18 protein-coding genes, 1 other RNA gene and 1 riboswitch are annotated in these 19,307 nt (G+C 67.7%); of the genes, 2 read left to right on the top strand and 17 right to left on the bottom strand.

The genetic code is table 11. The annotated features are described in order from the left end of the window. Positions 1-23: 23 nt before the first annotated feature. The 10 genes from ABZ796_RS19115 to ftsE form a co-directional block, all read right to left on the bottom strand. Positions 24-935 carry a glycerophosphodiester phosphodiesterase family protein gene (locus tag ABZ796_RS19115; protein WP_357338901.1) on the bottom strand — a complete coding sequence of 304 codons (912 nt, stop codon included), beginning with the start codon at positions 933-935 and terminating at the stop codon, positions 24-26. A gap of 115 nt (positions 936-1,050) precedes the next feature. Next, on the bottom strand, positions 1,051-1,458 hold the full coding sequence (locus tag ABZ796_RS19110; RefSeq protein ID WP_357338900.1) for an HIT family protein: 408 nt from the start codon (positions 1,456-1,458) through the stop codon (positions 1,051-1,053). Beyond that, entirely contained in the window at positions 1,455-2,282 is an 828-nt protein-coding gene (locus ABZ796_RS19105; RefSeq protein WP_357338899.1) for a hypothetical protein, read from the bottom strand. Before ABZ796_RS19105 ends, ABZ796_RS19110 begins: the two co-directional genes overlap by 4 nt. Before the next feature lie 37 nt (positions 2,283-2,319). Beyond that, positions 2,320-3,201 (bottom strand): phenylalanine 4-monooxygenase, encoded by an 882-nt coding sequence (locus tag ABZ796_RS19100; protein WP_357338897.1) that lies wholly within the window; start codon positions 3,199-3,201, stop codon positions 2,320-2,322. Between the two features lie 429 nt (positions 3,202-3,630). Then, positions 3,631-4,001: a transfer-messenger RNA gene (ssrA, locus tag ABZ796_RS19095) on the bottom strand. A 95-nt stretch (positions 4,002-4,096) separates the two neighbouring features. After that, complete coding sequence (smpB, locus tag ABZ796_RS19090; RefSeq protein ID WP_336738146.1) at positions 4,097-4,576, bottom strand: SsrA-binding protein SmpB; 480 nt, start codon at positions 4,574-4,576, stop codon at positions 4,097-4,099. Between the two features lie 67 nt (positions 4,577-4,643). Then, positions 4,644-5,774, bottom strand: coding sequence for a serine hydrolase domain-containing protein (locus tag ABZ796_RS19085; RefSeq protein ID WP_357338895.1), 1,131 nt, complete (start codon positions 5,772-5,774; stop codon positions 4,644-4,646). 67 nt (positions 5,775-5,841) lie between these two features. Beyond that, on the bottom strand, positions 5,842-7,110 hold the full coding sequence (locus ABZ796_RS19080) for a peptidoglycan DD-metalloendopeptidase family protein (RefSeq protein ID WP_357338893.1): 1,269 nt from the start codon (positions 7,108-7,110) through the stop codon (positions 5,842-5,844). Between the two features lie 52 nt (positions 7,111-7,162). Next, entirely contained in the window at positions 7,163-8,071 is a 909-nt protein-coding gene (gene ftsX, locus ABZ796_RS19075) for a permease-like cell division protein FtsX (RefSeq protein ID WP_357338892.1), read from the bottom strand. A 70-nt stretch (positions 8,072-8,141) separates the two neighbouring features. Further along, positions 8,142-8,831 carry a cell division ATP-binding protein FtsE gene (gene ftsE, locus ABZ796_RS19070; protein ID WP_357338891.1) on the bottom strand — a complete coding sequence of 230 codons (690 nt, stop codon included), beginning with the start codon at positions 8,829-8,831 and terminating at the stop codon, positions 8,142-8,144. 75 nt (positions 8,832-8,906) lie between these two features. Here ftsE and ABZ796_RS19065 point away from each other — a divergent pair, with 75 nt between their 5' ends. Beyond that, positions 8,907-9,524 (top strand): hypothetical protein, encoded by a 618-nt coding sequence (locus ABZ796_RS19065; protein WP_357338890.1) that lies wholly within the window; start codon positions 8,907-8,909, stop codon positions 9,522-9,524. Between the two features lie 102 nt (positions 9,525-9,626). Here the strand turns inward: ABZ796_RS19065 and ABZ796_RS19060 are convergent, their stop codons facing one another. From ABZ796_RS19060 to ABZ796_RS19030, 7 genes are all read right to left on the bottom strand, one after another. After that, entirely contained in the window at positions 9,627-10,469 is an 843-nt protein-coding gene (locus tag ABZ796_RS19060; RefSeq protein ID WP_357338889.1) for an alpha/beta hydrolase, read from the bottom strand. Positions 10,470-10,473: 4 nt separating this feature from the next. Beyond that, complete coding sequence (prfB, locus tag ABZ796_RS19055) at positions 10,474-11,592, bottom strand: peptide chain release factor 2 (RefSeq protein WP_357338888.1); 1,119 nt, start codon at positions 11,590-11,592, stop codon at positions 10,474-10,476. Positions 11,593-11,733: 141 nt separating this feature from the next. Further along, the gene (locus tag ABZ796_RS19050; protein ID WP_357338887.1) at positions 11,734-12,549 is read right to left on the bottom strand and encodes a C40 family peptidase; all 816 of its coding nucleotides are present in this window, start codon (positions 12,547-12,549) and stop codon (positions 11,734-11,736) included. Positions 12,550-12,554: 5 nt separating this feature from the next. Further along, positions 12,555-12,727, bottom strand: a riboswitch (cyclic di-AMP (ydaO/yuaA leader). Between the two features lie 213 nt (positions 12,728-12,940). Continuing rightward, complete coding sequence (locus ABZ796_RS19045; RefSeq protein ID WP_176884042.1) at positions 12,941-13,621, bottom strand: response regulator transcription factor; 681 nt, start codon at positions 13,619-13,621, stop codon at positions 12,941-12,943. A 14-nt stretch (positions 13,622-13,635) separates the two neighbouring features. Further along, a complete protein-coding gene (gene ligD / locus ABZ796_RS19040; protein WP_357338886.1) occupies positions 13,636-14,553 on the bottom strand; it encodes a non-homologous end-joining DNA ligase in 918 nt (305 codons plus the stop codon). Continuing rightward, the gene (locus ABZ796_RS19035; protein ID WP_357338885.1) at positions 14,553-15,521 is read right to left on the bottom strand and encodes a DNA ligase; all 969 of its coding nucleotides are present in this window, start codon (positions 15,519-15,521) and stop codon (positions 14,553-14,555) included. Before ABZ796_RS19035 ends, ligD begins: the two co-directional genes overlap by 1 nt. 751 nt (positions 15,522-16,272) lie before the next feature. Further along, positions 16,273-18,090 (bottom strand): protein kinase, encoded by a 1,818-nt coding sequence (locus ABZ796_RS19030; protein WP_357338935.1) that lies wholly within the window; start codon positions 18,088-18,090, stop codon positions 16,273-16,275. Positions 18,091-18,355: 265 nt separating this feature from the next. On the opposite strand from ABZ796_RS19030, the gene ABZ796_RS19025 reads away from it, so the two are divergent. Continuing rightward, complete coding sequence (locus ABZ796_RS19025) at positions 18,356-19,198, top strand: Ku protein (protein ID WP_357338884.1); 843 nt, start codon at positions 18,356-18,358, stop codon at positions 19,196-19,198. Positions 19,199-19,307 lie beyond the last annotated feature (109 nt).

Raw genomic sequence — 19,307 nt, 5'->3', positions numbered from 1 at the left:
TCGTGACGATCTGCCGAAGCGCCTCAGGCGGCATCAGCCAAGTCTAGGGAAGAGGTACGCCGCCCACCGATGACTTCGCGGAGCACGTCGGGGTTGTTGGTGATGATGCCGTCGACACCGCGGTCGAGGACGTCGCCCATGGTCTCGGCGTCGTCGACCGTCCAGGAGTGGATGTGCATCCCGAGCGCATGGACGCGGGCGACGTAGCCCGCGTCGAAGGAGCCGAAGTGCGGATTGATCTGGTCGGCCCAGGTGTAGCGGTCCAGGTCGGCGTAGGCCGGGGTGCCGAGCAGGCCGACGGACATCTCGGGCTGGACACGCTTGTAGGTCTTCATCGACTCGAAGTCGAAGCTCTGCACCCCGAGCCTCCCGGCGCGGACCGCAGAGCGTACGTAGCCGGGGAACGAGTCGAGCTCCGCGGCAACCTGCTTCTCGATGCCGGGGTAGAGCTCCGGCGACTTGAGCTCCATCAGGATCCCGGACCGCGTCGGGCGCACCAGCCGGACCATCTCCTTCAGCGTCGGAACCTTCTCGCCCTGGTACTCCTCGCTGAACCACGAACCCGCGTCCAGCGTCTTGATCTCTGCGAGCGTGAAGTCCTTGACGTGCCACGGCGAGCGGCTGGGGAAGCGCTGCTCGACGTCGGTGGTGCGCGACAAGGTCGTGTCGTGCACCAGCACGAGTTCGCCGTCCTTGGTGGCCTGCACGTCCGACTCGATCCAGTCGGCGCGCTGCTCGATGCCGAGGGCGAAGGCGGCCAGGGTGTTCTCCGGGGCGTACGCGCTGGCCCCGCGGTGTGCGGTGACGGTGATGTCCGCGGCCCGGTGAGCCTCGACGGCGTTGACCGCCACCGGAACGAGCATCGTGCCTGCGGCCAGCGCCACGCCGGCCAGCGTTGAGGTGAAGGTCTTGGACGCGACGGACGACAGCGACATTGCGCACTCCCGGGATCAGTGGACAACAACTGATCTCGAGTGAATCGGTCGCCGCCGACGGCGCCCCGACGTGTCGATGGCCGAAGCCGTACGCCTCGGTGAACTCGGCCCGGCGTCAGCCCAGCACGGCACGGAGCCGGTCGGCGTACTCCTTCTGCTCGCCGTCGCCGTACTTGTGGCGCGGCCAGAAGAAGCCCTTGAGCCCGTCGCCGCGGGTGCGCGGGACGACGTGGAGGTGGAGGTGTGGGACCGACTGGCTGACCACGTTGTTGACCGCCACGAAGCTGCCCTGGGCACCGAGGCCGTCAACGACCGCGGCGGCGAGGCGCTGAGCGTTCACGACGAAGCGTCCGTCCAGGTCAGGAGGGAGATCGAGAAGGGTGGCGAGGTGCTGTCGGGGCACCATCAGGATGTGGCCCTTCTGCACCGGGCGATGGTCGAGGAAGGCCAGGAAACCATCGTCCTCGAAGACGATCTCGGCCGCCAGATCGCCCGCGACGACATCACAGAAGACACAGCTCACGACTCATCTCCCCACGACAGCGTCGCGACGACGAGGTCGACGGTCGGCAGGGCCACGTCGGCGAGGTCGGGGTGCGGGAAGGAGTAGATCAGCCGGGACTCGTAGAGCCGGTCGGGCGAGGCCACCCACCGCTCCCCCACGGTCGTGGTCTCTGCCTGGAGCGGGTGCCGGACCATGCCGAACGGCGCCGGGCGGCTCAGCGCGACCGCCAGCCCTGCGGGGCGCCGCCCGACCCGCTGCAGCCAGTAGGCCAGGAACGCCGCACCCTGCTCGGCGGCGGCGTCCTTGGCGGCAGCCATCCATCGTGCCCAGTCGGGCTGCTCGATCCTGGACCGCTGCACCTTCGGGAGCACCTTGTCGGCCAGGTCGGCGAGCTGATAGTCGCGTACGTCCTCGTCGGACATGTCCACGACATACCACTCCTGCGCCTTCGGCAGCCGCAGGTCGACGTGCGGCTTGGGGCCGAGCGCCTTGAGCACGTCCCTGATGCCCGCCCGGAACCGGTTCGGCCCGGCCGGGTCGAAGGTGACGTACGCGATCTCCTCGATGTTGGCCGTCAGGAACTCCCGCAGCCCGTCGGCGTTGCGCAGCTGCGCGCGCCGGCGGGTGTCCTCGGCGAGGAACGTCTCCAGCGCCTCCTGGGACGAGAAGAGCATCGCCTCGTACGGTGGCCGGTTGCCGCGGTCCCCGGGAAAGACCCTGATCCGGGCCTCGTCGAGCTGGGGAACGACAACCTGCCCCGTACGCAGCGCAGCACCGACCGCGTCGGCGTCGGCGGCGGCGAGCGCCGCCTCCAGCGCGCGGTTGCGGTAGCTGTCGATCATCATCCGAGGCTAACGCCTCGGATGTGGCCGAATCGGCCTAGACGGCACCGAGACGCTGTGGCGTGTCGTCGTCGCAGGTCGCGAAGAAGTTGCCGACCTCGTCGACCATGTGGCTGAACGACTCCGCGGCGAAGAGCACCGGCTGGTAGTGGGTGATGTCGTAGTCGACGGTCGCCATCTGGGCGAAGTCGATCGGCCGCACCTCCACCTCGTGCATCTCCTCGATCTCGCCGTAGGAGGACAGCAGCCCAGCGCCGTAGGCCTTCAGGTCACCGTCCTCGTGGAGCACACCGAACTCGATGGTGAACCAGAAGACGTCGGCGACGACCTGGAGCGCCTCCCTGGTCTCGACACGGCGCGCGGCGGCGCCGGCGAGACGCTTGACCTCGGCGACCTGCGGGTCGGCAAGGAGGTTCCCGTGGCCGATCACCTCGTGGATGATGTCGGGCTCCGGGGTGTAGAGCGGCACGGCGTGGTGACGCAGATACTGCGTCGAGTGGAACTGCCCATCGGCCAGACTCCCGTAGAACTCCTCCAGCGGGACGATCCCCGCGGCCGGGACGTACTCGAACCCGGTCAGCGGCTTCAGGCCGGCGCTCACCTCGTCGAGCTGCGGCACCCGGTCCTGGGGGAGGTTGAGGGCCTCGACCGCCGCGATGTAGTTGCGGCAGGCGTACTTGTGGTGCAGCGGTGCGATCTCTCGGCACACCGTCCGCCAGATCTCGTTCTCCGTCTCGGTGTAGTCGATCCGGGGCACTGGCTGCCCCGGCTTCCAGCCGAGCGCCGCGCCAGCGATCTCGCTACGTCGAGCCCGGTAATCCTGGTCTGCGAACCCGGGGTGGTTGTCCCCCAGATGCACCTCGACCTGCCCATCCTCACCCACGGTGACGGGTGAGTAGAGCTGTCCTTCCTCGAACATCCTTACCTCCATGTGACGTACGCCTCACAACCCTATCGCGCACGCAACAGAAGTCATCTCGCCAAGGAGATGAACGACCGGACGTCTTCCGGCATACAGCGGTGTCCCTGGCTCTGATGTGTGGCGATCATCGCCTCGCTGCCAGCATTTCCCACCAGGGCACGATCTTCGGGCCGATCATTGCGTCCGGGCCCGCACTCCCCCACCATGGCGGCGAATTGCGGCTCGTCGACGGACGCGAGTGCTGTCGCTGTGATCGGGGGCTGCGGATGCAGCGAAGCCCTCACCCCCGCGCGCCCAGGCCAAGCGCAACACCAACCACGAAGGGCTAAGGGGTGCGGGGATATCCCCGCCGCGACGCGAAGCGTCGCCTATAAATGACGAACCGACGTGGCCCGCGCGAAGCGCGGGCACACGTCGGCCAAAGGTTCGTGGAGCTGCGGGGAATCGAACCCCGGTCCTCGAGCGCCGTGCCAGGTCTTCTCCGGGTGCAGTCTGTGGGTGGCGTTCTCTCATCCCCGGGGCTCGACGCAGACACGTCCCCGACAGGATCAGCCGACTAGATGTCCCCCATGCCCCGTCGGCATGTGCATGAGGTGGAGTCTCCTAGATGACGCCTGGATCCGAGCCGGAGACGGATACTCGGTCAGACGCTTCGATCACCGCTCAGGCGGCGAGAGCGAAGGAACTGCGCTTAGCGTTGGCAGTTATTGGTTTCCAGCGATCGTTTACGAGATGACGCTGGCTCCTCGACCCGCTTCCCCTGGGAGCAACGTCCCAAGTCGAAACCGATCAGCCCCTTTTGAGTTTTCAATGCCCGTTGTCCAGGCAGTAAGAGAACACTACAGGCCCCTGCCCGCATTCCCCACTCGGTTATTGCCGCCGCAGGCGACCGCTACCCCTTCATCCCCTTGAGCTTGCGGCCGACCTCGACCTCGGCCTCCCGCTTGGCCGTACGCTCGGCGATGGTGTTGCGCTTGTCCCACGACTTCTTGCCCTTGGCGACGCCGATCTCGACCTTGGCGCGGCCGTTGAGGAAGTAGAGGGCGAGGGGGACGACGGTGAGGCCCTTCTCGGAGACCTTGCGCTCGATCTTGTCGATCTCGGCGCGGTGCAGGAGGAGCTTGCGCTTACGGCGGGCGGCGTGGTTGGTCCAGGTGCCGTTGAGGTATTCGGGGATGTGGATCCCGTGGATCCAGGCCTCGCCACGGTCGATGTCGACGAAGCCGTCGACCAGGGAGGCGCGACCCTCACGCAGCGACTTCACCTCGGTGCCCTGCAGGACCATGCCGGCCTCGTAGGTGTCCTCGATGTGGTAGTCGTGTCGCGCCTTCTTGTTCTGCGCGATCATCTTGCGCCCCTGCTCCTTCGCCATTCTCCTATTCTCTCAGGCACGAGGGCACCAGCGCGAAACGTTTGCTGTGCGACACCGGGACATCGCGTCAGTCGCACACCGCCTGGTCGATGAACTCGGCGACCGCGTCGTCGACATCACCGTCGGAGGTCGGCGTGACCGCGACCGTCGCCTGACGATGTCCGTCCTCGGTCGTGAACGACCACGTCTGGTACGCCAGCGCGTCGCCATCGTGACCGTAGACAGGCACGCCGCACGAGGTTTTCGCCTCCCACCGCAACCCCAAGCCGTACGTCTCCTCCGCAATCCCTGGCGTCTTCATCTCCTCGAGGAGGTGCGCAGGGAGCAGGCGGCCGGTGAGCAGCGCGGCATAGAAGGTGTTCAGGTCGCTCGTCGTCGAGATCAGCTCGCCTGGCGGACCGAAGACCGAGGGGTTCATCACGGTGAAGTCGATGAGCCGCGTCGCGCCGTCGCGACGGACCGGGATGTAGCCGCGCATGTGTGGTCGGCCGATCCACGGCGACCTTCCCGGCAGCTCGGAGTGACGCAGGTGCAGCGGCTCGAGGATGCGGCGCTTGACCTCGACTGCGTACGACCGCCCGGTCACCCGCTCGATCACCTGGCTGATCAGCAGGTAGCCGGTGTTGGAGTACGCGAAGGCCGAGCCCGGTGCGTGGGTGGGCCGCTCGGCCAGGCCGCGCCGGGCGAGCTCGTCGGCCGTCCAGGTGCGCCATCGGTTGTCCGCGAACCACGGGTCCGGCGGCAGCCGGAACGTCCGTACGACGTCGAACAGGCCGCTCGTGTGGGCGAGAAGCTGCCGCAACGAGATCCGCTCCCCACCGGGTACGACCCCGGGAAGCCATTCCTCGATCGAGTCTTCGAGCCGCAACCGATCTTCCGCCACCAGCTGGAGGACGACGGTGGCCAGAAACGTCTTCATGACGCTCCCGGCGCGGAATCTGCTGTGCGTCGACACCTTCCGCGACGTGCCCAGCTCGGCGACCCCGCTCGATCCACGCCACACACCATGTTCGGTGCGAACCTCGGCGACGACGCCGATCGCTCCGGCGGGGACGATCATGTCGAGCCGACGTTGCAGGGCCGGGTCGTCGGCCTCCGTGCGCGCCGCGGTAGGCGCGACGACGGCGAACGATGCGGCCAGCGCCGCGACCGATGCGACGAGCATTCGAGACGTCCCGAGCCGGCGAGTGAGCGACATGTCTCGATGCTCGCCGGTCCACGGTTCCGGGCGCATCGGGGAAACCCCTCGTTCTACCCCGCTGGAGCTACCCGCCGATCAGCGGCATCGGGTCGACCGGGGTTCCGTCGCGCAGGATCGTGAAGTGCAGGTGGCAGCCCGTGGACCAGCCTGTGGTCCCCGCGTACGCCACGGTCTCGCCACGCCCTACGTTCCCCGAACGCCTCGCGTAGCTGGAGATGTGGTTGTAGACGGCGGTGTAGGAGTGGCCGTTGACCCTGCCGAGGTAGAGGTGCAGGCGGTTGCCCCACACGCTCGAGTACGAGGTCGAGATGATCTGCCCCGAGTCGATCGCACGCAGCGGGCGGCCGCACGGCGCGTGGAAGTCGGTGCCGTTGTGCAGCGAGACGTAGCCGTAGATCGGGTGCTTGCGGATGCCGTAGGGCGAGGTGACGTAGGTGTCGCTCACCGGCATCGCGAAGAGCCCACCGACCGATCCGACGTTGCGGTCGGACCCGGAGCCGGCGGAGGCGAGCGACCGGATCTTGTTGCGCAGCGCCGACTCCTCCGCCTCGAGCTTGCGCAGCTCGGCGGCATCCGCCGACTTCGCCGCCTCGGCCGACCGCTTCGCGGTGGCGGCCTTCTCTGCCAGCGTGGACATCTCGGCGTGGGCCGCCTCGGCCTGGTCGCGGAGCGAGTCGACCTCGGCGACCAGCTCGCGGGCCTTCTTCTCCTTGGCCGCGATCGCGTCGGTCGCCTCCTGCACCTCGCCCTCGCGGACGACGAGCATCGTCTCGGTCGCCTCCATCCGCTGAAGGGTGGCGTCCTGGCCCGCGGAAGCCGCGTCGACGTACGTCTGCTGGCGCATCAGGTCCTCGAGGGAGCCTCCGGAGAGCAGGGCCGCCGCCTGGGCGAGCCGCGGGTCTCCCCCGGTGAACCGGGTCAGGATCTCGTCGCGCATCTCCTCGCGCTGCACCTTCACCTCGGCCTGACCCTCGGCGAGCTCCCGCTTCGCCTCGGCGAGCAGCAGCTTCTGTTCGGCGAGCTCGGTCTCCAGCTTGGCGTGGGCCGCCTGCACCTCCACGAGCCGCGCGTTGAGCTCGTCGAGACGGGTCTGGGCCCGGTCGAGCCTCTTCCGCGCCGCGTCGTAGGTCGCCGATGCCTCGCGCAGCCCCTTGCTGGAGTGCTCCAGGTCCTCCTCGGCGGCCTTCTGGTCCTGCTGGACCTCCCGCTGCTCCTGCTCGAGCCGGTCCTTCTCGTCCGCGGAGGACGGCAAGGAGGGTGAGAGCAGGACGGTAGCCACCACTGCGCAGCTGAGCGCAGCAGCCAGCCGACCGGCACGGGGGAAGACGCGCACGGATCAACCTCGTCTGTGGGAAGTGTTACCGACAGACGGTAGGCGATCCGGATCAGACCTTGATGTATTTCCTCGTGAGCAAGAGTGTCGGGACGAGCGTCAGCAGGATGCCGAGGATCGCGACGATCGCGAAGGAGCTGAAGAACTCCTCCCAGCCGACCCACTGGGTCACGGCGGTGGACGAGAGCCGCTGCTCGACGCCGAAGTACATCACCGCGGCCAGCGCGATCCCGGACAGCCCGATCCCGACCAGGGCCACGACGAGCGACTCCAGGAGGAACGGCAGCGCGATGTAGAGGGTCGAGGCACCGACCAGTCGCATGATCCCGATCTCACGCCGGCGGGCGAACGCGGCCAGCCGGATGGTGTTGGCGACCAGCAGCAGCGCCGCGATCACCAGCACGATCGCGCCGACCAGGGCCGCGCTCTGCAGCCCGTCGACAGCGGCCAGGATGGGTCCGGTGACCTCGTGGACGTCACCGACGTGGTCGATGCCGTCCAGGCCGGCGACCGCCTCGATGATCTCGGCGGAATGGTGCGGGTCGGTCATCGTGACCCAGTAGGACTCCCACATGTCGCTGGACTTCACCACCGGGTCCGGACCGCTGACGCCTTCGACGTCGAGAGCCTGCAGCCGCTTGTAGGCCTGCTCCTGGCTCTCCTCCTCGATCTTGTCGACGTACCGGTTGTCGTCGAGGGCGGCGGTGATGACCTTCTTCTGGCTGTCGTCGACGGCGCCGGCGCACTGCGGGTTGCGGTCGTTGGCGCCGTTGCACATGTAGAAGGTGATCTGCAGCTCGTCGCCCCAGACCTCCTCGGTCAGCTGGGCCTGCTCACGAAGCAGCAGGCCGACGCCGGCGAGGGTGAGCGAGACGAGCAGCGTCAGGGCCACCGCGACGTGCATCGACAGGTTGCGGCGTAGCCCCTGGCGGAGCTCGGTGAATACATAGCGCAGCTGCATGGCGGGTCGAGAAACCTTTTCTGGTCGTGAACCTGGGCGGAGGCGAGGGGGTCCGGCTCGGAGCCGAAGCCTAGAACTGGGCCCCGTAGCCGCCCTGGACCTGGTCGCGTACGAGGTGGCCGTGCTCGAGCTCGATGACGCGCTTGCGCATCTGGTCGACCATCTGGACGTCGTGGGTCGCCATCACGATGGTGGTGCCGGACCGGTTGATCCGGTCGAGCAGGCGCATGATGCCGACGGTGTTGCCGGGGTCGAGGTTTCCGGTGGGCTCGTCGGCGATCAGGATCATCGGCCGGTTGATGAACGCGCGGGCGACGGCCACCCGCTGCTGCTCACCACCGGAGAGCTCGTCGGGCATCCGGTCGCCCTTGCCGTCGAGACCGACCAGCTCGAGCGTCTCCGGGACACGCTGCTGGATCTCGCGGTTGGAGTGACCGGTCACCTGCATCGCGAAGGCGACGTTCTCGGCGACGTTCTTGTTGGCCAGCAGGCGGAAGTCCTGGAAGATCGTGCCGACCTGGCGGCGCAGCCGCGGCACCTTCCAGCCGGCGAGCCGGTTGATCTCCTTGCCGGCGACATAGACCCGACCGGTGGTCGGGCGCTGCTCGCGCAGCATCAGCTTGAGCGCCGTCGACTTCCCCGAGCCCGATTGGCCCACGAGGAAGACGAACTCCCCCTTCTGGATGTCGATCGAAAGGCTGTTGAGGGCGGGGCGCGCCTGCCCTGGGTAGGCCTTGCTGACCTTCTCGAAGCGGATCACCGCACCGAGGGTAGTGCAACGGTGGGTGGGCTCAACACTTCGGCTCTGAGATACCTGCCCCTGTACTCTGACGGCGTGCGCTCTGCAGTCCGGATTCTCATCGGTGCCGTAGTCCTCACCGCGATCGCGGTCGGGGTCGGCGTGCTCACCCTGAAAGACGACGAGCCCGAGGCCCCCGAGGTGAAGGGCGACCTCAGCACCGCAGACACCACCACGATGCACGTACGCCGCGGCGCGTTCTGCGACCGCGTCCCGGCCGAGGACGCGACCGAGGCCCTCGGCGGCGCGGCGAGCGAGAAGAAGGCCTACGGCGACGGCGACCAGACCACCATCTCGGGCGAGGTCGACGACGTCGCCCAGGAGTACGGCTGCATCTGGACCGGCCCGGAGGGCTCGGCGACCTCGGCCCGAGCCTGGGTCTTCGCCCCGCCGGTGACCCTGGACTGGGCAACGCAGATGACCAAGAGCGTGCCCAAGGGCTGCAAGGCCGCCTCGACACCGGCGTACGGGAAGCCGTCGGTCGCCCTGACCTGCACCGACGCGAAGAAGCAGCCGAAGGTCGTCTACCGCGGCCTCTTCGGTGACGCCTGGCTCTCCTGCGAGCTCACCGGCAAGGCCGGCGAGTCGACCGCGACGCTGCAGAAGCGCGCCTCCCGTTGGTGCCTGGTGACGGCCAACGCGGCCGCCGCCTGACTCCTGCAGCCTCCGATCGGAGCCCCGATCCCGGCGCGTCGTTTGCATCGGCCCAAAGTCGAGTGCTTTAATCGACTTAGTCGCTCGGGCCGGGTAGGCACCTCACCGGGCGGCGTGCGCCGCCGCGGGCACTGAGTCAGAGCAGAGCCGGCTGGCGAGAGCGGGTGGGGTCCTTAGGGATGGGGACCCCACCCGCGACGCGGGACGCATCGCATCCAGCGCGGCGACGCGGGAGGCGTCGCATCCGCACCGCGACGCGAGCCAGGCCAGGACGGTGTCGGCGAACTCGGCGGGCTGGTTGCGATGCACGAAGTGACCCACGTCGAAGTGGACGAGATCGGCCTTCGGGATCCGCCGGGCGACCTTCTCGAGGTCCGCGGGCGGGATGTGACTGTTGCCACCACCGGCCACGATCAGGGTCGGCATGGGCAGCAGCTCGAGCTGCTCCCACATCCACGCGTCGTACCTGGTCGCCTCGACCAGCAGGGACGCGATGCACTCCCAGTCGTGGGGCATCGGCCTGATCGCGCGCCCGGGCGACCTGCGCTCGCGCGGCGCGGGCGGCACCACGTCCTCGATGACGAGCCGGGAGACCAGGTCGGGTCGGTGCATCGCGACCAGGAGGGCGACGTTGCCGCCGGTCGAGTGGCCGACGACCACGGCACCCGAGATCCCGAGCGCGTCCATCGCCGCGATGACGTCATCGGCGATGAGCCGGTGGGAGTACTCCGAGGCCCAGTCCGAGTCCCCGTGACCACGCAGGTCGAAGGCGTGGACCCGGTGGCCGACCGCGAACGGCGGCACCACCCCCTGCCACCTCTTCGCACTGCCCCCGAGCTCGTGCAACAGCACCATCGGCACCCCGTCCTCGGGGCCGTACGCGTCATAGACGTACGCCGCCCCGCGGCCCGGGAGTGGAAGCCTGGTGCGCGTCAGCGCAACCATCGAGTCAGTTCTGTTCGGCCTTCTCAGCGCCGCGGCGCCACCGGATGCCGGCCTCGAGGAACCCGTCGATGTCGCCGTCGAAGACCGCCTGCGGGTTGCCGACCTCGTAGGTCGTACGCAGGTCCTTGACGATCTGGTAGGGGTTGAGGACGTAGTTGCGCATCTGGTCGCCCCAGGATGCGGCGACGTCGCCCTTGAGCTCCTTGAGGTGCGCCTCCTCCTCAGCCTTCTTCAGCGCGAGCAGCTTGGCCTTGAGGACGATCATCGCGGCGGCCTTGTTCTGCAGCTGCGACTTCTCGTTCTGGCAGGAGACCACGGTGCCAGTGGGGATGTGGGTCAGCCGGACCGCCGAGTCGGTGGTGTTGACCGACTGGCCACCGGGGCCCGAGGAGCGGTAGACGTCGACCTTGATGTCGTTCTCGTCGAGCTCGATCTCGTCGGTCTGCTCCAGCACGGGCACGACCTCGACCGCGGCGAAGGACGTCTGGCGACGCCCCTGGTTGTCGAACGGGCTGATCCGCACCAGGCGGTGGGTGCCGGCCTCGACGGAGAGCGTGCCGTAGGCGTAGGGAGCGTGGATCGCGAAGGTGGCGGACTTGATCCCGGCCTCCTCGGCGTAGGAGGTGTCGAAGACCTCGACCGGGTACTTGTTGCGCTCGGCCCAGCGGACGTACATCCGCATCAGCATCTCGGCGAAGTCGGCGGCGTCGACGCCACCGGCGCCGGAGCGGATCGTGACCAGGGCCTCGCGGGAGTCGTACTCCCCCGAGAGCAGGGTGCGGATCTCCAGGCTCTCGACGGCCTTCTTGACGCGGCCGAGCTCGGCCTCGGACTCGGCGAGCGTGTCGGCGTCGCCCTCCTCCTGAGCCATCTCGACCATCAGGCCGAGGTCCTCGATGCGGGTGTTGAGCTCGGTGAACTTGTTGAGCTCACCCTGCAGCAGGGACAGACGGCCGGTGACGCGGGTGGCGTTGTCCTGATCGTCCCAGAGGTCGGGCGCGGCGACCTGCTCGCCGAGGTCGGCGATCTCCTTGCGCATCGCGTCCAGGTCCAGCACCTGACCGATGGTCTGCATCGTTGCCTGGAGCTGCTTGATCTCGGTGTCGAATTCGGGGCCTGCCACGTCCTACAGGTTACTTGACGCGTGGTGCCGCACCCGATTCGCCGGCCCACTGGTCCTCCCCGAAATATGCGCTCGCCCTCCGGTACGGGGAACCGGAGGGCGAGCGCCAGGGGGATATGTGGGGTGGGGCCCCGAGAAACCTCAGGCCTGGTGGGTCGAGCCAGCGAACCAGCCGTCCCAGGCAGCCTCTTCGCGAACCGACGCGCCCGGCTTGGGGGCGTGCAGCATGATCGCCTGGCCATTCTCCCACCGCAGGAAGATGCCGACGTGGTAGACGGGGCTACCCCAGAACATCAGGTCGCCGCGCTGGATCTGGTCGTTCGGGACCGTCGGCAGGGCAGCGGCCTGGTCCCGCGAGACCCGGGGAAGCTCGATGCCGGCGGCGCTGAAGGCGTACTGCGTCAGGCCGGAGCAGTCGAACGAGCTGGGGCCGGTGGCACCCCAGACGTACGGGTCGCCGATCTGCTCCGAGGCGACGCTGATCGCGCGCTCGATCTTGCCTTCCCGGCTCGCGGCGAAGGCCTTCGCCTCCGCCTCGGCCTTCTTCTTCGCCTCCGCGGCCTTCTTGGCGGCGATCGCTGCCTTGCGCTTCGCCTCGGCCGCCTTGCGGGCTGCCTCGGCCTTGCGCTCCTGGACCTCGACAGCCCGTTCGAGCTGCTTGATGTCGGTGAGCATCGCCGCGGGGGTGGCCGAGGCCTCCAGGGTCGGAGCCTCCACCACCTTGGCCGGCTCGACGGTGGACTCGAGGGTGGTCGTGTCCTGGGAGACCGGAGCTGCGTTGGCGGCGGGCACCGCCACCAGGGCGCCGGCGGCGATGCCGCTGGCAAGGGTGATGCGGCCGATGAGCTTGCTGTGGCCGCTGATGGATCCTGCGATCGTCCGGGCGATCGAGACGTTCGGCACCCGGAACGGGCGCGCCGTGCCTCGATGGGCAGGAGGAGATACGGACTTGGACATGCGTGAGTTCCTTCCCACGCCTGCGAGGTGAGCTGTCGGGTTCGGGCTAGAAGGTTGCCCGGCCATCGTGCGATGGCTTCACCCCAAAGCGACCGTCCGAGTTAGTCGCGTGGAACTTGGGTCCCCCGCTCCTGTCCCATACGTACTGCTGAGTGTGAGGGTTAGGGGGTTCAGTAGTAGGGGCCGGCTTCCGGAGGGACAGGATTCGGCGTGTACCGGGGCCGGTCGTGCGTTCTGCACGGCTCATCCAAGGTGACATGCGATCTGGAACGGATCCAATCCCGAATGCCCGCTTCTCGAGCACATTCCGCGTGGTTACGCTTGTTTTTGCCGTCGTTTGTGAGTCATCTCACGCGTTGAACGCGCATATGACCCCGTGTCGGACTTGCGTTTACTCCGCTGCTTCGAGCCGGAACCCGACGCCGCGGACCGCGACGACCTTCTCCTGGACACCGGCCGCCTCGAGCTTCTGGCGCAGGCGTCCGACGGTGACGTCGAGCGTCTTGGTCGAGCCGTACCAGTTCTCGTCCCAGACCTCGGCCATCAGCCGGTCACGGGAGACGACCTTGTCGCGGGAGGCGGCCAGAACAGCCAGGAGCGCGAACTCCTTGCCGGTCAGGGTCACCTCGCGCTCGCCGGCGTAGACCCGGTGGGCAGCCACGTCGATGCGCAGGGCATCGTCATCGGCGCCGGGCTCGACCGGACCCGAGCGGCGCAGGAGGGCACGGACCCGCGCCTGGAGGACGGCCAGCGCGAACGGCTTGGCCAGGTAGTCGTCGGCGCCGGCGTCGAGACCGACGACCAGGTCGATCTCGGCGTCACGGGCGGTGAGGATCATGATCCCGCCCTCGTAGCCGTTGTCGCGGGCGGCCTTGCAGACCTCGAGCCCGTCCATGTCCGGAAGGCCGAGGTCGAGCAGCACCAGCTCGGCGTCGTACGGAGGGGCCAGCAGCTCCAGCGCCTTCTTGCCGGAGTCGACCCAGGTGACGTCATAGCCCTCACGCTGGAGCGTGCGCACCAGGGGAGCAGCGATGTCCTCTTGGTCTTCTACGACAAGCACGGAGTTCGACATGAAGAGAACAATAGTTACAGCCCCGTAGGGCTTGTGAAGAGATCCCCCCTTTCAGATAAGCGCGTGATCACATTGTTAGGTCCGAGCTGATCGATACCGAGCGGATCCTCGGCCCCTTCGGTGACCTCCTCCCACGTGACCGGGGCCGCGACCGTCGGGATCTCCTTGCCCCGCAGCGAGTAAGGGCAGATCGTCGTCTTCGACCCCGAGTTCTGCGACCAGTCCAGGAAGACCTTGCCTGACCTGCGACTTTTCGTCATCGTCGCGGTGACCTGGCGTGGGTGGGCCTTCTGGAGCTCCTCGGCGACCTCCTTGGCCAGCGCCGTGGCGACGTCCGGCTCGACGGGCTCCGGCAGGGCGGCGTACAGGTGCAGGCCCTTGCTCCCGCTCAGCACCGGGGTCGCGGAGAGATCTCGGGCCCCCAGCGCCTCGCGCACCAGCAGCGCCACCTCGCAGCACTCCTGCAGACCGGCCGGCTCGCCCGGGTCGAGGTCGATCACGATCCGGTTCGCCCCTGCCGGGGAGCCGTCGGCGCCCACCGTCCACTGGTGGACGTGCAGCTCCAGGGCGGAGAGATTCGCGGCCCAGGTGAGCGCGGCGAGGCTGTCGAGGATCGGAAAGGTGAGTGTTCCCTCTTTGTGGTCGGCGGTTCGCGATCCCGTTGTCGGGACGGTGACGGTGCGTACCCAGCTGGGGGTGCCGGCCGGGGCGTTCTTCTCGAAGAACGACATGTCCCCGATGCCGTGCGGCCAGCGGATCCTGGTCACGGCACGGTCCTGGAGCTGTGGCAGGAGCGCCGGCGCGACCTGGGCGTAGTAGTTGAGGACCTCGCCCTTCGTCATCCCCGTACGCGGATAGAGCACCTTGCTGAGGCTGGTCAGGGTCAGGACCCTGCCGTCGACCTCGACGCGTACCTCTTCTCGTTCGACCATCACAGATCCTCCGGTGAGACGTCGTCCCTGATCCCGATGAAGCTCGGCTGCCGCAGCCGGCCCTTGTAGCTCGACGCCGCGACGGCACTGCCGTGGGTCTCCACCTCGACGACGAGGCGCGGCTCGACCCAGTGGGTGCCCCGGGCGTCCACCGGCGGCACTCCCCCGTCGGGGTCGACGTCGGGGCCGGCGAAGGGACTCCGGGCAGTCTCTCGGAGCAGTTCCCCGAGCCGCTGGGCCCGCTTGCCGGTGATGCCGCTGCCGACCCGCCCGCGGTAGACCAGCCCGTCGGGGGTCGGCTGCCCGACGAGCAGGGCGCCGAGACGTTCGGTGCCGCCTTCGGTGCCCACCTCGGGCCGCCAGCCGCCGACCACCAGCGAGGCCCGGTAGCGGTGGGCCAGCTTGATCCAGTCCTTGCTCCGCTCGCCGGGACGGTAGCGGCTGCCGCGCCGCTTGGACACGATCCCCTCCAGCCCCTGCGCCCGCGTCACCTCGTGGAGCATCCGGCCGTCGTCGTACGTCGGGGGCACCTGCCAGCTCGACAGGTCACCGCTCTCGAAGAGATCCTGGAGGACCCGGCGGCGTGCGGTCCACGGCTCCTCGATGAGCAGCCGGCCGTCGAGACGGAGAAGATCGAAGACCATGTACGTCGCCGGGATCCGCTCTGCGAACCGCGCCGCCCGGCGCGCGTCGCGGTTGTGCATCCGGTCCATGAGCACCCGGAAGTCGGGCAGCCCGGCGTCGTTGAGGGCGATCACCTCGCCGTCGACGACGATGTCGCGTTCCGGCCCCGTCGCGATCTCGGGCCAGGCGGGGGTGGCGTCGTTGCCGTTACGCGTGGCAAGCCGGGTCTGCGTACGTCCTGGCTCGGACTCGCCGACGAGCCGGATGCCGTCCCACTTGACCTCGTGGACCCACTCCTCCCCCGGCGGAACGTGGGCGCCGGGCGTGGCCAGCATGGGACGCATGCGTCCATCTTGCCCCGGCGGCGGCCTCGCGCCGGGAAGATTCGGTCTGGTGACCCCGGCCAGTCGATGTCCACGCGGCACGCCTCCGGGGCGTGTGACAGCGTCAGCACCGCGCTGTAGTCACAGCCGTAGGTGGTCAGCTCCAGACGGACCAGATCGTCACCGGATCCTCTGACCAGCACGGGCTGCATATGATTCGGCTCCAACTCGTCGGCTCCTTCGACGAGTCCCTCCGATTCGACCCGCCAGCCCAGCGTCTCGATGCGATCCGCCAAGAGGGCGAACTCCGAACGCGCGGCCCTTCCAGGTCCGTACTCCTCGGCAACAGGGTCATCGGGCCCCTGCCAGTAGATCCCCGCGTGCGGTTGAAAGGCCGTCTGGATCGAATCGTCATAGACGCAACCGACGACCCCGGCGTCCCGATTGAGCGTGGTGCCCGGCGGCCCTTGAACCGCCATCACCTCGTCCGACCAGGGCTCCAGATCCTCCATCACCTGCCGCTCCACGGCCGAGTCCACCGAGTAGACCCTCGGCGCGAACAACCACGAGATCCCCGCAGCAGCCCCGACGATCAACGCGCTGTAGGCGAAGCCCACGACAACTGCGACGGTGACGATCGCCCGGACAGTTTCGGGGACAGCTCCATCTGCCACTTCCGCGCATGTGTGTGGGAAGTGGCAGCGCATGTCCTTGCCGACGACGTCACATCCGCGCATGTGCACCGTTTTCGCAAGCTTTCACGCATTCCTCGTTACGAGTTGAGCAGACTCACGATCACCACGATCGCAATGAGGCCCACGACGATTGCTGCGTCGTACGCCAGGAGTCGAGCCTGCAGCCACGGCGCCAGTACACGCGGATCGTGCCGGTCACCCAGAAGCCAGGCAGATCGTTGCTTGTGGTTCAACTCGTAGGTTGCCTTCGTAATCGCCGCGAACCTGCCCTGAATCGCGCATGCTTCCGCGGGCCGGGCGCGCCGAGTGAGGTTGTCGATCGCTGCTAGCTCATTCTCAGTCAGGCCACTGTCGTACGTCACCGGCACCCGTTGTTCGGGGCCGAAGTGGCGATCGAGGACCGGCGGCCACCGGAGTGCGCTCACGCGAGCCGGGGCTGAGTAGATCGGCCCGCGCTCGAGGACAAGTTCGGTGAATGTGAATAGCTTTCCGGTGCCCTCGCACTTATCGCACCTCTTCTTGCCCTCCTGTCCACAGTCGGGGCACGGGGTCCGACCCCTACCATCACACCTCTGGCACACCCCGACTCGACGGTCTCTGGCACCGCGGTCGCCATCCTTGCGCCCAGATCCATGGCACCTGTCACAGGCGACCGTCTTCGGGCACGAGACCTTCTTCGCACCCCAGCATTTCCGACACCTGGACTGGCTGCTCGGCTGAACCAGGAAGTGGCGCGTCTCTACCTCGAGTGAGGTCGGCGGTGGCAATGCCGGTTTCCCTGTGGTCGTCTCGAATGTCGGAAGCCGGGGCTCGGCGTGCTGTATGCGGGTGGCCTTGGTGACGATCTGGGCAAGTCTGAACTGCGACACTCGCTCCGTCCGCTCTACGGTGAGAGGCACCTCGTCGAAGTAAGTTTGGGCCAGCCAGCGCCGTCGGCCCGCCCACGAGACCAGGATCTCGCGTACGTCCTCGACATCAAGCACCTCCGGGTAGCGGAACCGGTCAGACGCCGTCGCGAATGGTTCCGATCTCACCGTCGACAACACACCGGTGCGCCGCCGCCGAGGCCGGGTGAACGACCGCGTCGGTGGTGGCATCGCAGCCTCGTTCGCGGCCGCCCCGATGTAGCTCGGCCTCGCTTGACGAGCAGCAATGGCGTATAGCCGTTCCCTCACCTCGGTGGCGGATGGCCGGTCTTCTGGCCGCCGCATCATCATTCCGGTGACGAGCTCGATCGCCTCCGTAGGGCCATCGATCCTTTCGCCGAGGTACGGCGCCTCGATAGTCAGACGCTGCACGACCATCTCGGACCGATTTCCCTCAGTGAACGGCTGATGCCCCGACAGCACCTCGAACAAGATGCAGCCAAGGGAGTAGATATCGCTTGCTGCCCCCACCGGCTTGCCGCCGGCCTGCTCGGGTGACATGTACGGAGCAGACCCCACGACCTCGTTCGATGCGGTCAGCCGGACATGCTCTTCTGCTGTCAGGTAGGCAATGCCGAAGTCGAGCAGTTTGAGTCGCCGCTTGCGGTCGAACATCAGGTTCGACGGCTTGAGGTCTCGGTGCACGAAGCCCGCTTGGTGCACCACACTCAGCGCGTCAGCAACCGGGGCAAACATCGCTGCCGCTTCAGTGGCCGGCAGTGCCCCGCGCTTGACAATCATGCCTCGCAGGGTTGGACCAGGAAGGATCTCCATGACGATATGAGCATCGAGGTCCTGAGCAGCGGGTTCGACGTGGTGAATTCGGACGACATGGTCATGGTCGATCCCTGCCGCACGGCCCTCGCGGTCGAATCGCGCAACCTGATCTGGTCGGTGGCCGTCGGCAAGAACCTTGATCGCGACCTCACGCCGAGACTGCGTATCGGTGGCGCGCCAGACGCGACCCATGCCGCCGCTGCCTAGAATTTCGTGCAACTGATAACGCGCGGGGAGATTCGGGGTTGCCGCCATGCGGCACATCATGGCGGCGGGCTGCCAACCAGGCTTGCGAGTCTGTGTGACCTACTCAATCTGTGGTGCGTTGGACGTGTTGTGGCCGACGCCTCGGGCTTGTCGCGGCTCGTCATGGTCGTCCGGAGGGGAATGATCTTCCCCAAATTCGGATACCGGCAGATACTGGCTTAGCAGATGCCATTTGATGAGGGGATTCACGATGCGTGCGATCTGGAAGGGCGCGGTCTCGTTTGGGCTGGTCAGCGTGCCCGTGAAGCTCTACTCGGCGACGGAGTCCCACGACGTCTCCTTCCGTCAGGTGCACCAGGCCGACGGGGGCCGGATCCGCTACCAGCGGATCTGCTCGATCGACGGCGAGGAGGTGCCCTATTCCGAGATCGCGAAGGGGTATGAGACCGAGGACGGCGAGATGGTCGTGCTCACCGACGACGACTTCGCCAACCTGCCGACGACCTCCTCGCGCGAGATCGCGGTGGAGAAGTTCGTGCCGAGCGACCAGATCGACCCGATGCTCTTCGAGAAGAGCTACTACCTGGAGCCGGAGAACACCGGGGTCAAGCCGTACGCGCTGCTGCGCCAGGCACTGCTCGATGCCGACCGGGTCGCGCTGGTGACCGTCGCGCTGCGCCAGCGCACCACGATCGCGGCGCTGCGGGTACGGCCGACCGACAACGGTGACGTGATCGTGCTGCAGACGATGATGTGGCCCGACGAGATCCGGGTGCCCGACTTCAAGGTCGAGGCCGGCGAGATCAAGGACTCCGAGATCAAGATGGCCAACATGCTCGTCGAGACGCTCGCGGGCGACTTCCATCCCGAGGAGTTCTCCGACGACTACGCCAGTGCCGTCGAGGAGATGGTGAAGGCCAAGATCGAGGGTGGCGAGGTCGAGCGGACCCCCACCTCCACCAAGACCTCCGGGGAAGTCGTCGACCTGCTCGCCGCCCTGCAGCGCTCGGTCGCGGCGGCGAAGAAGTCGCGCGGCGAGGAGGTCCCCGAGGAGGCCGAGGAGAAGAAGACGAAGAAGTCGAAGGCGTCCTGAGGCAACACGTACCGAAATCTCTGGTGCGGACGTGTCGAAAGCGGCAGGCTCTCCTCGACGCGTAGGCGACGACGCGCAACGGACGCGTCGCCGACCCGCAAGGAGAAGC

The organism is Nocardioides sp. NPDC047086 (genome assembly GCF_040643685.1).
Classification (GTDB): domain Bacteria; phylum Actinomycetota; class Actinomycetes; order Propionibacteriales; family Nocardioidaceae; genus Nocardioides.
This window is presented reverse-complemented; position numbering and strand designations above follow the sequence as displayed.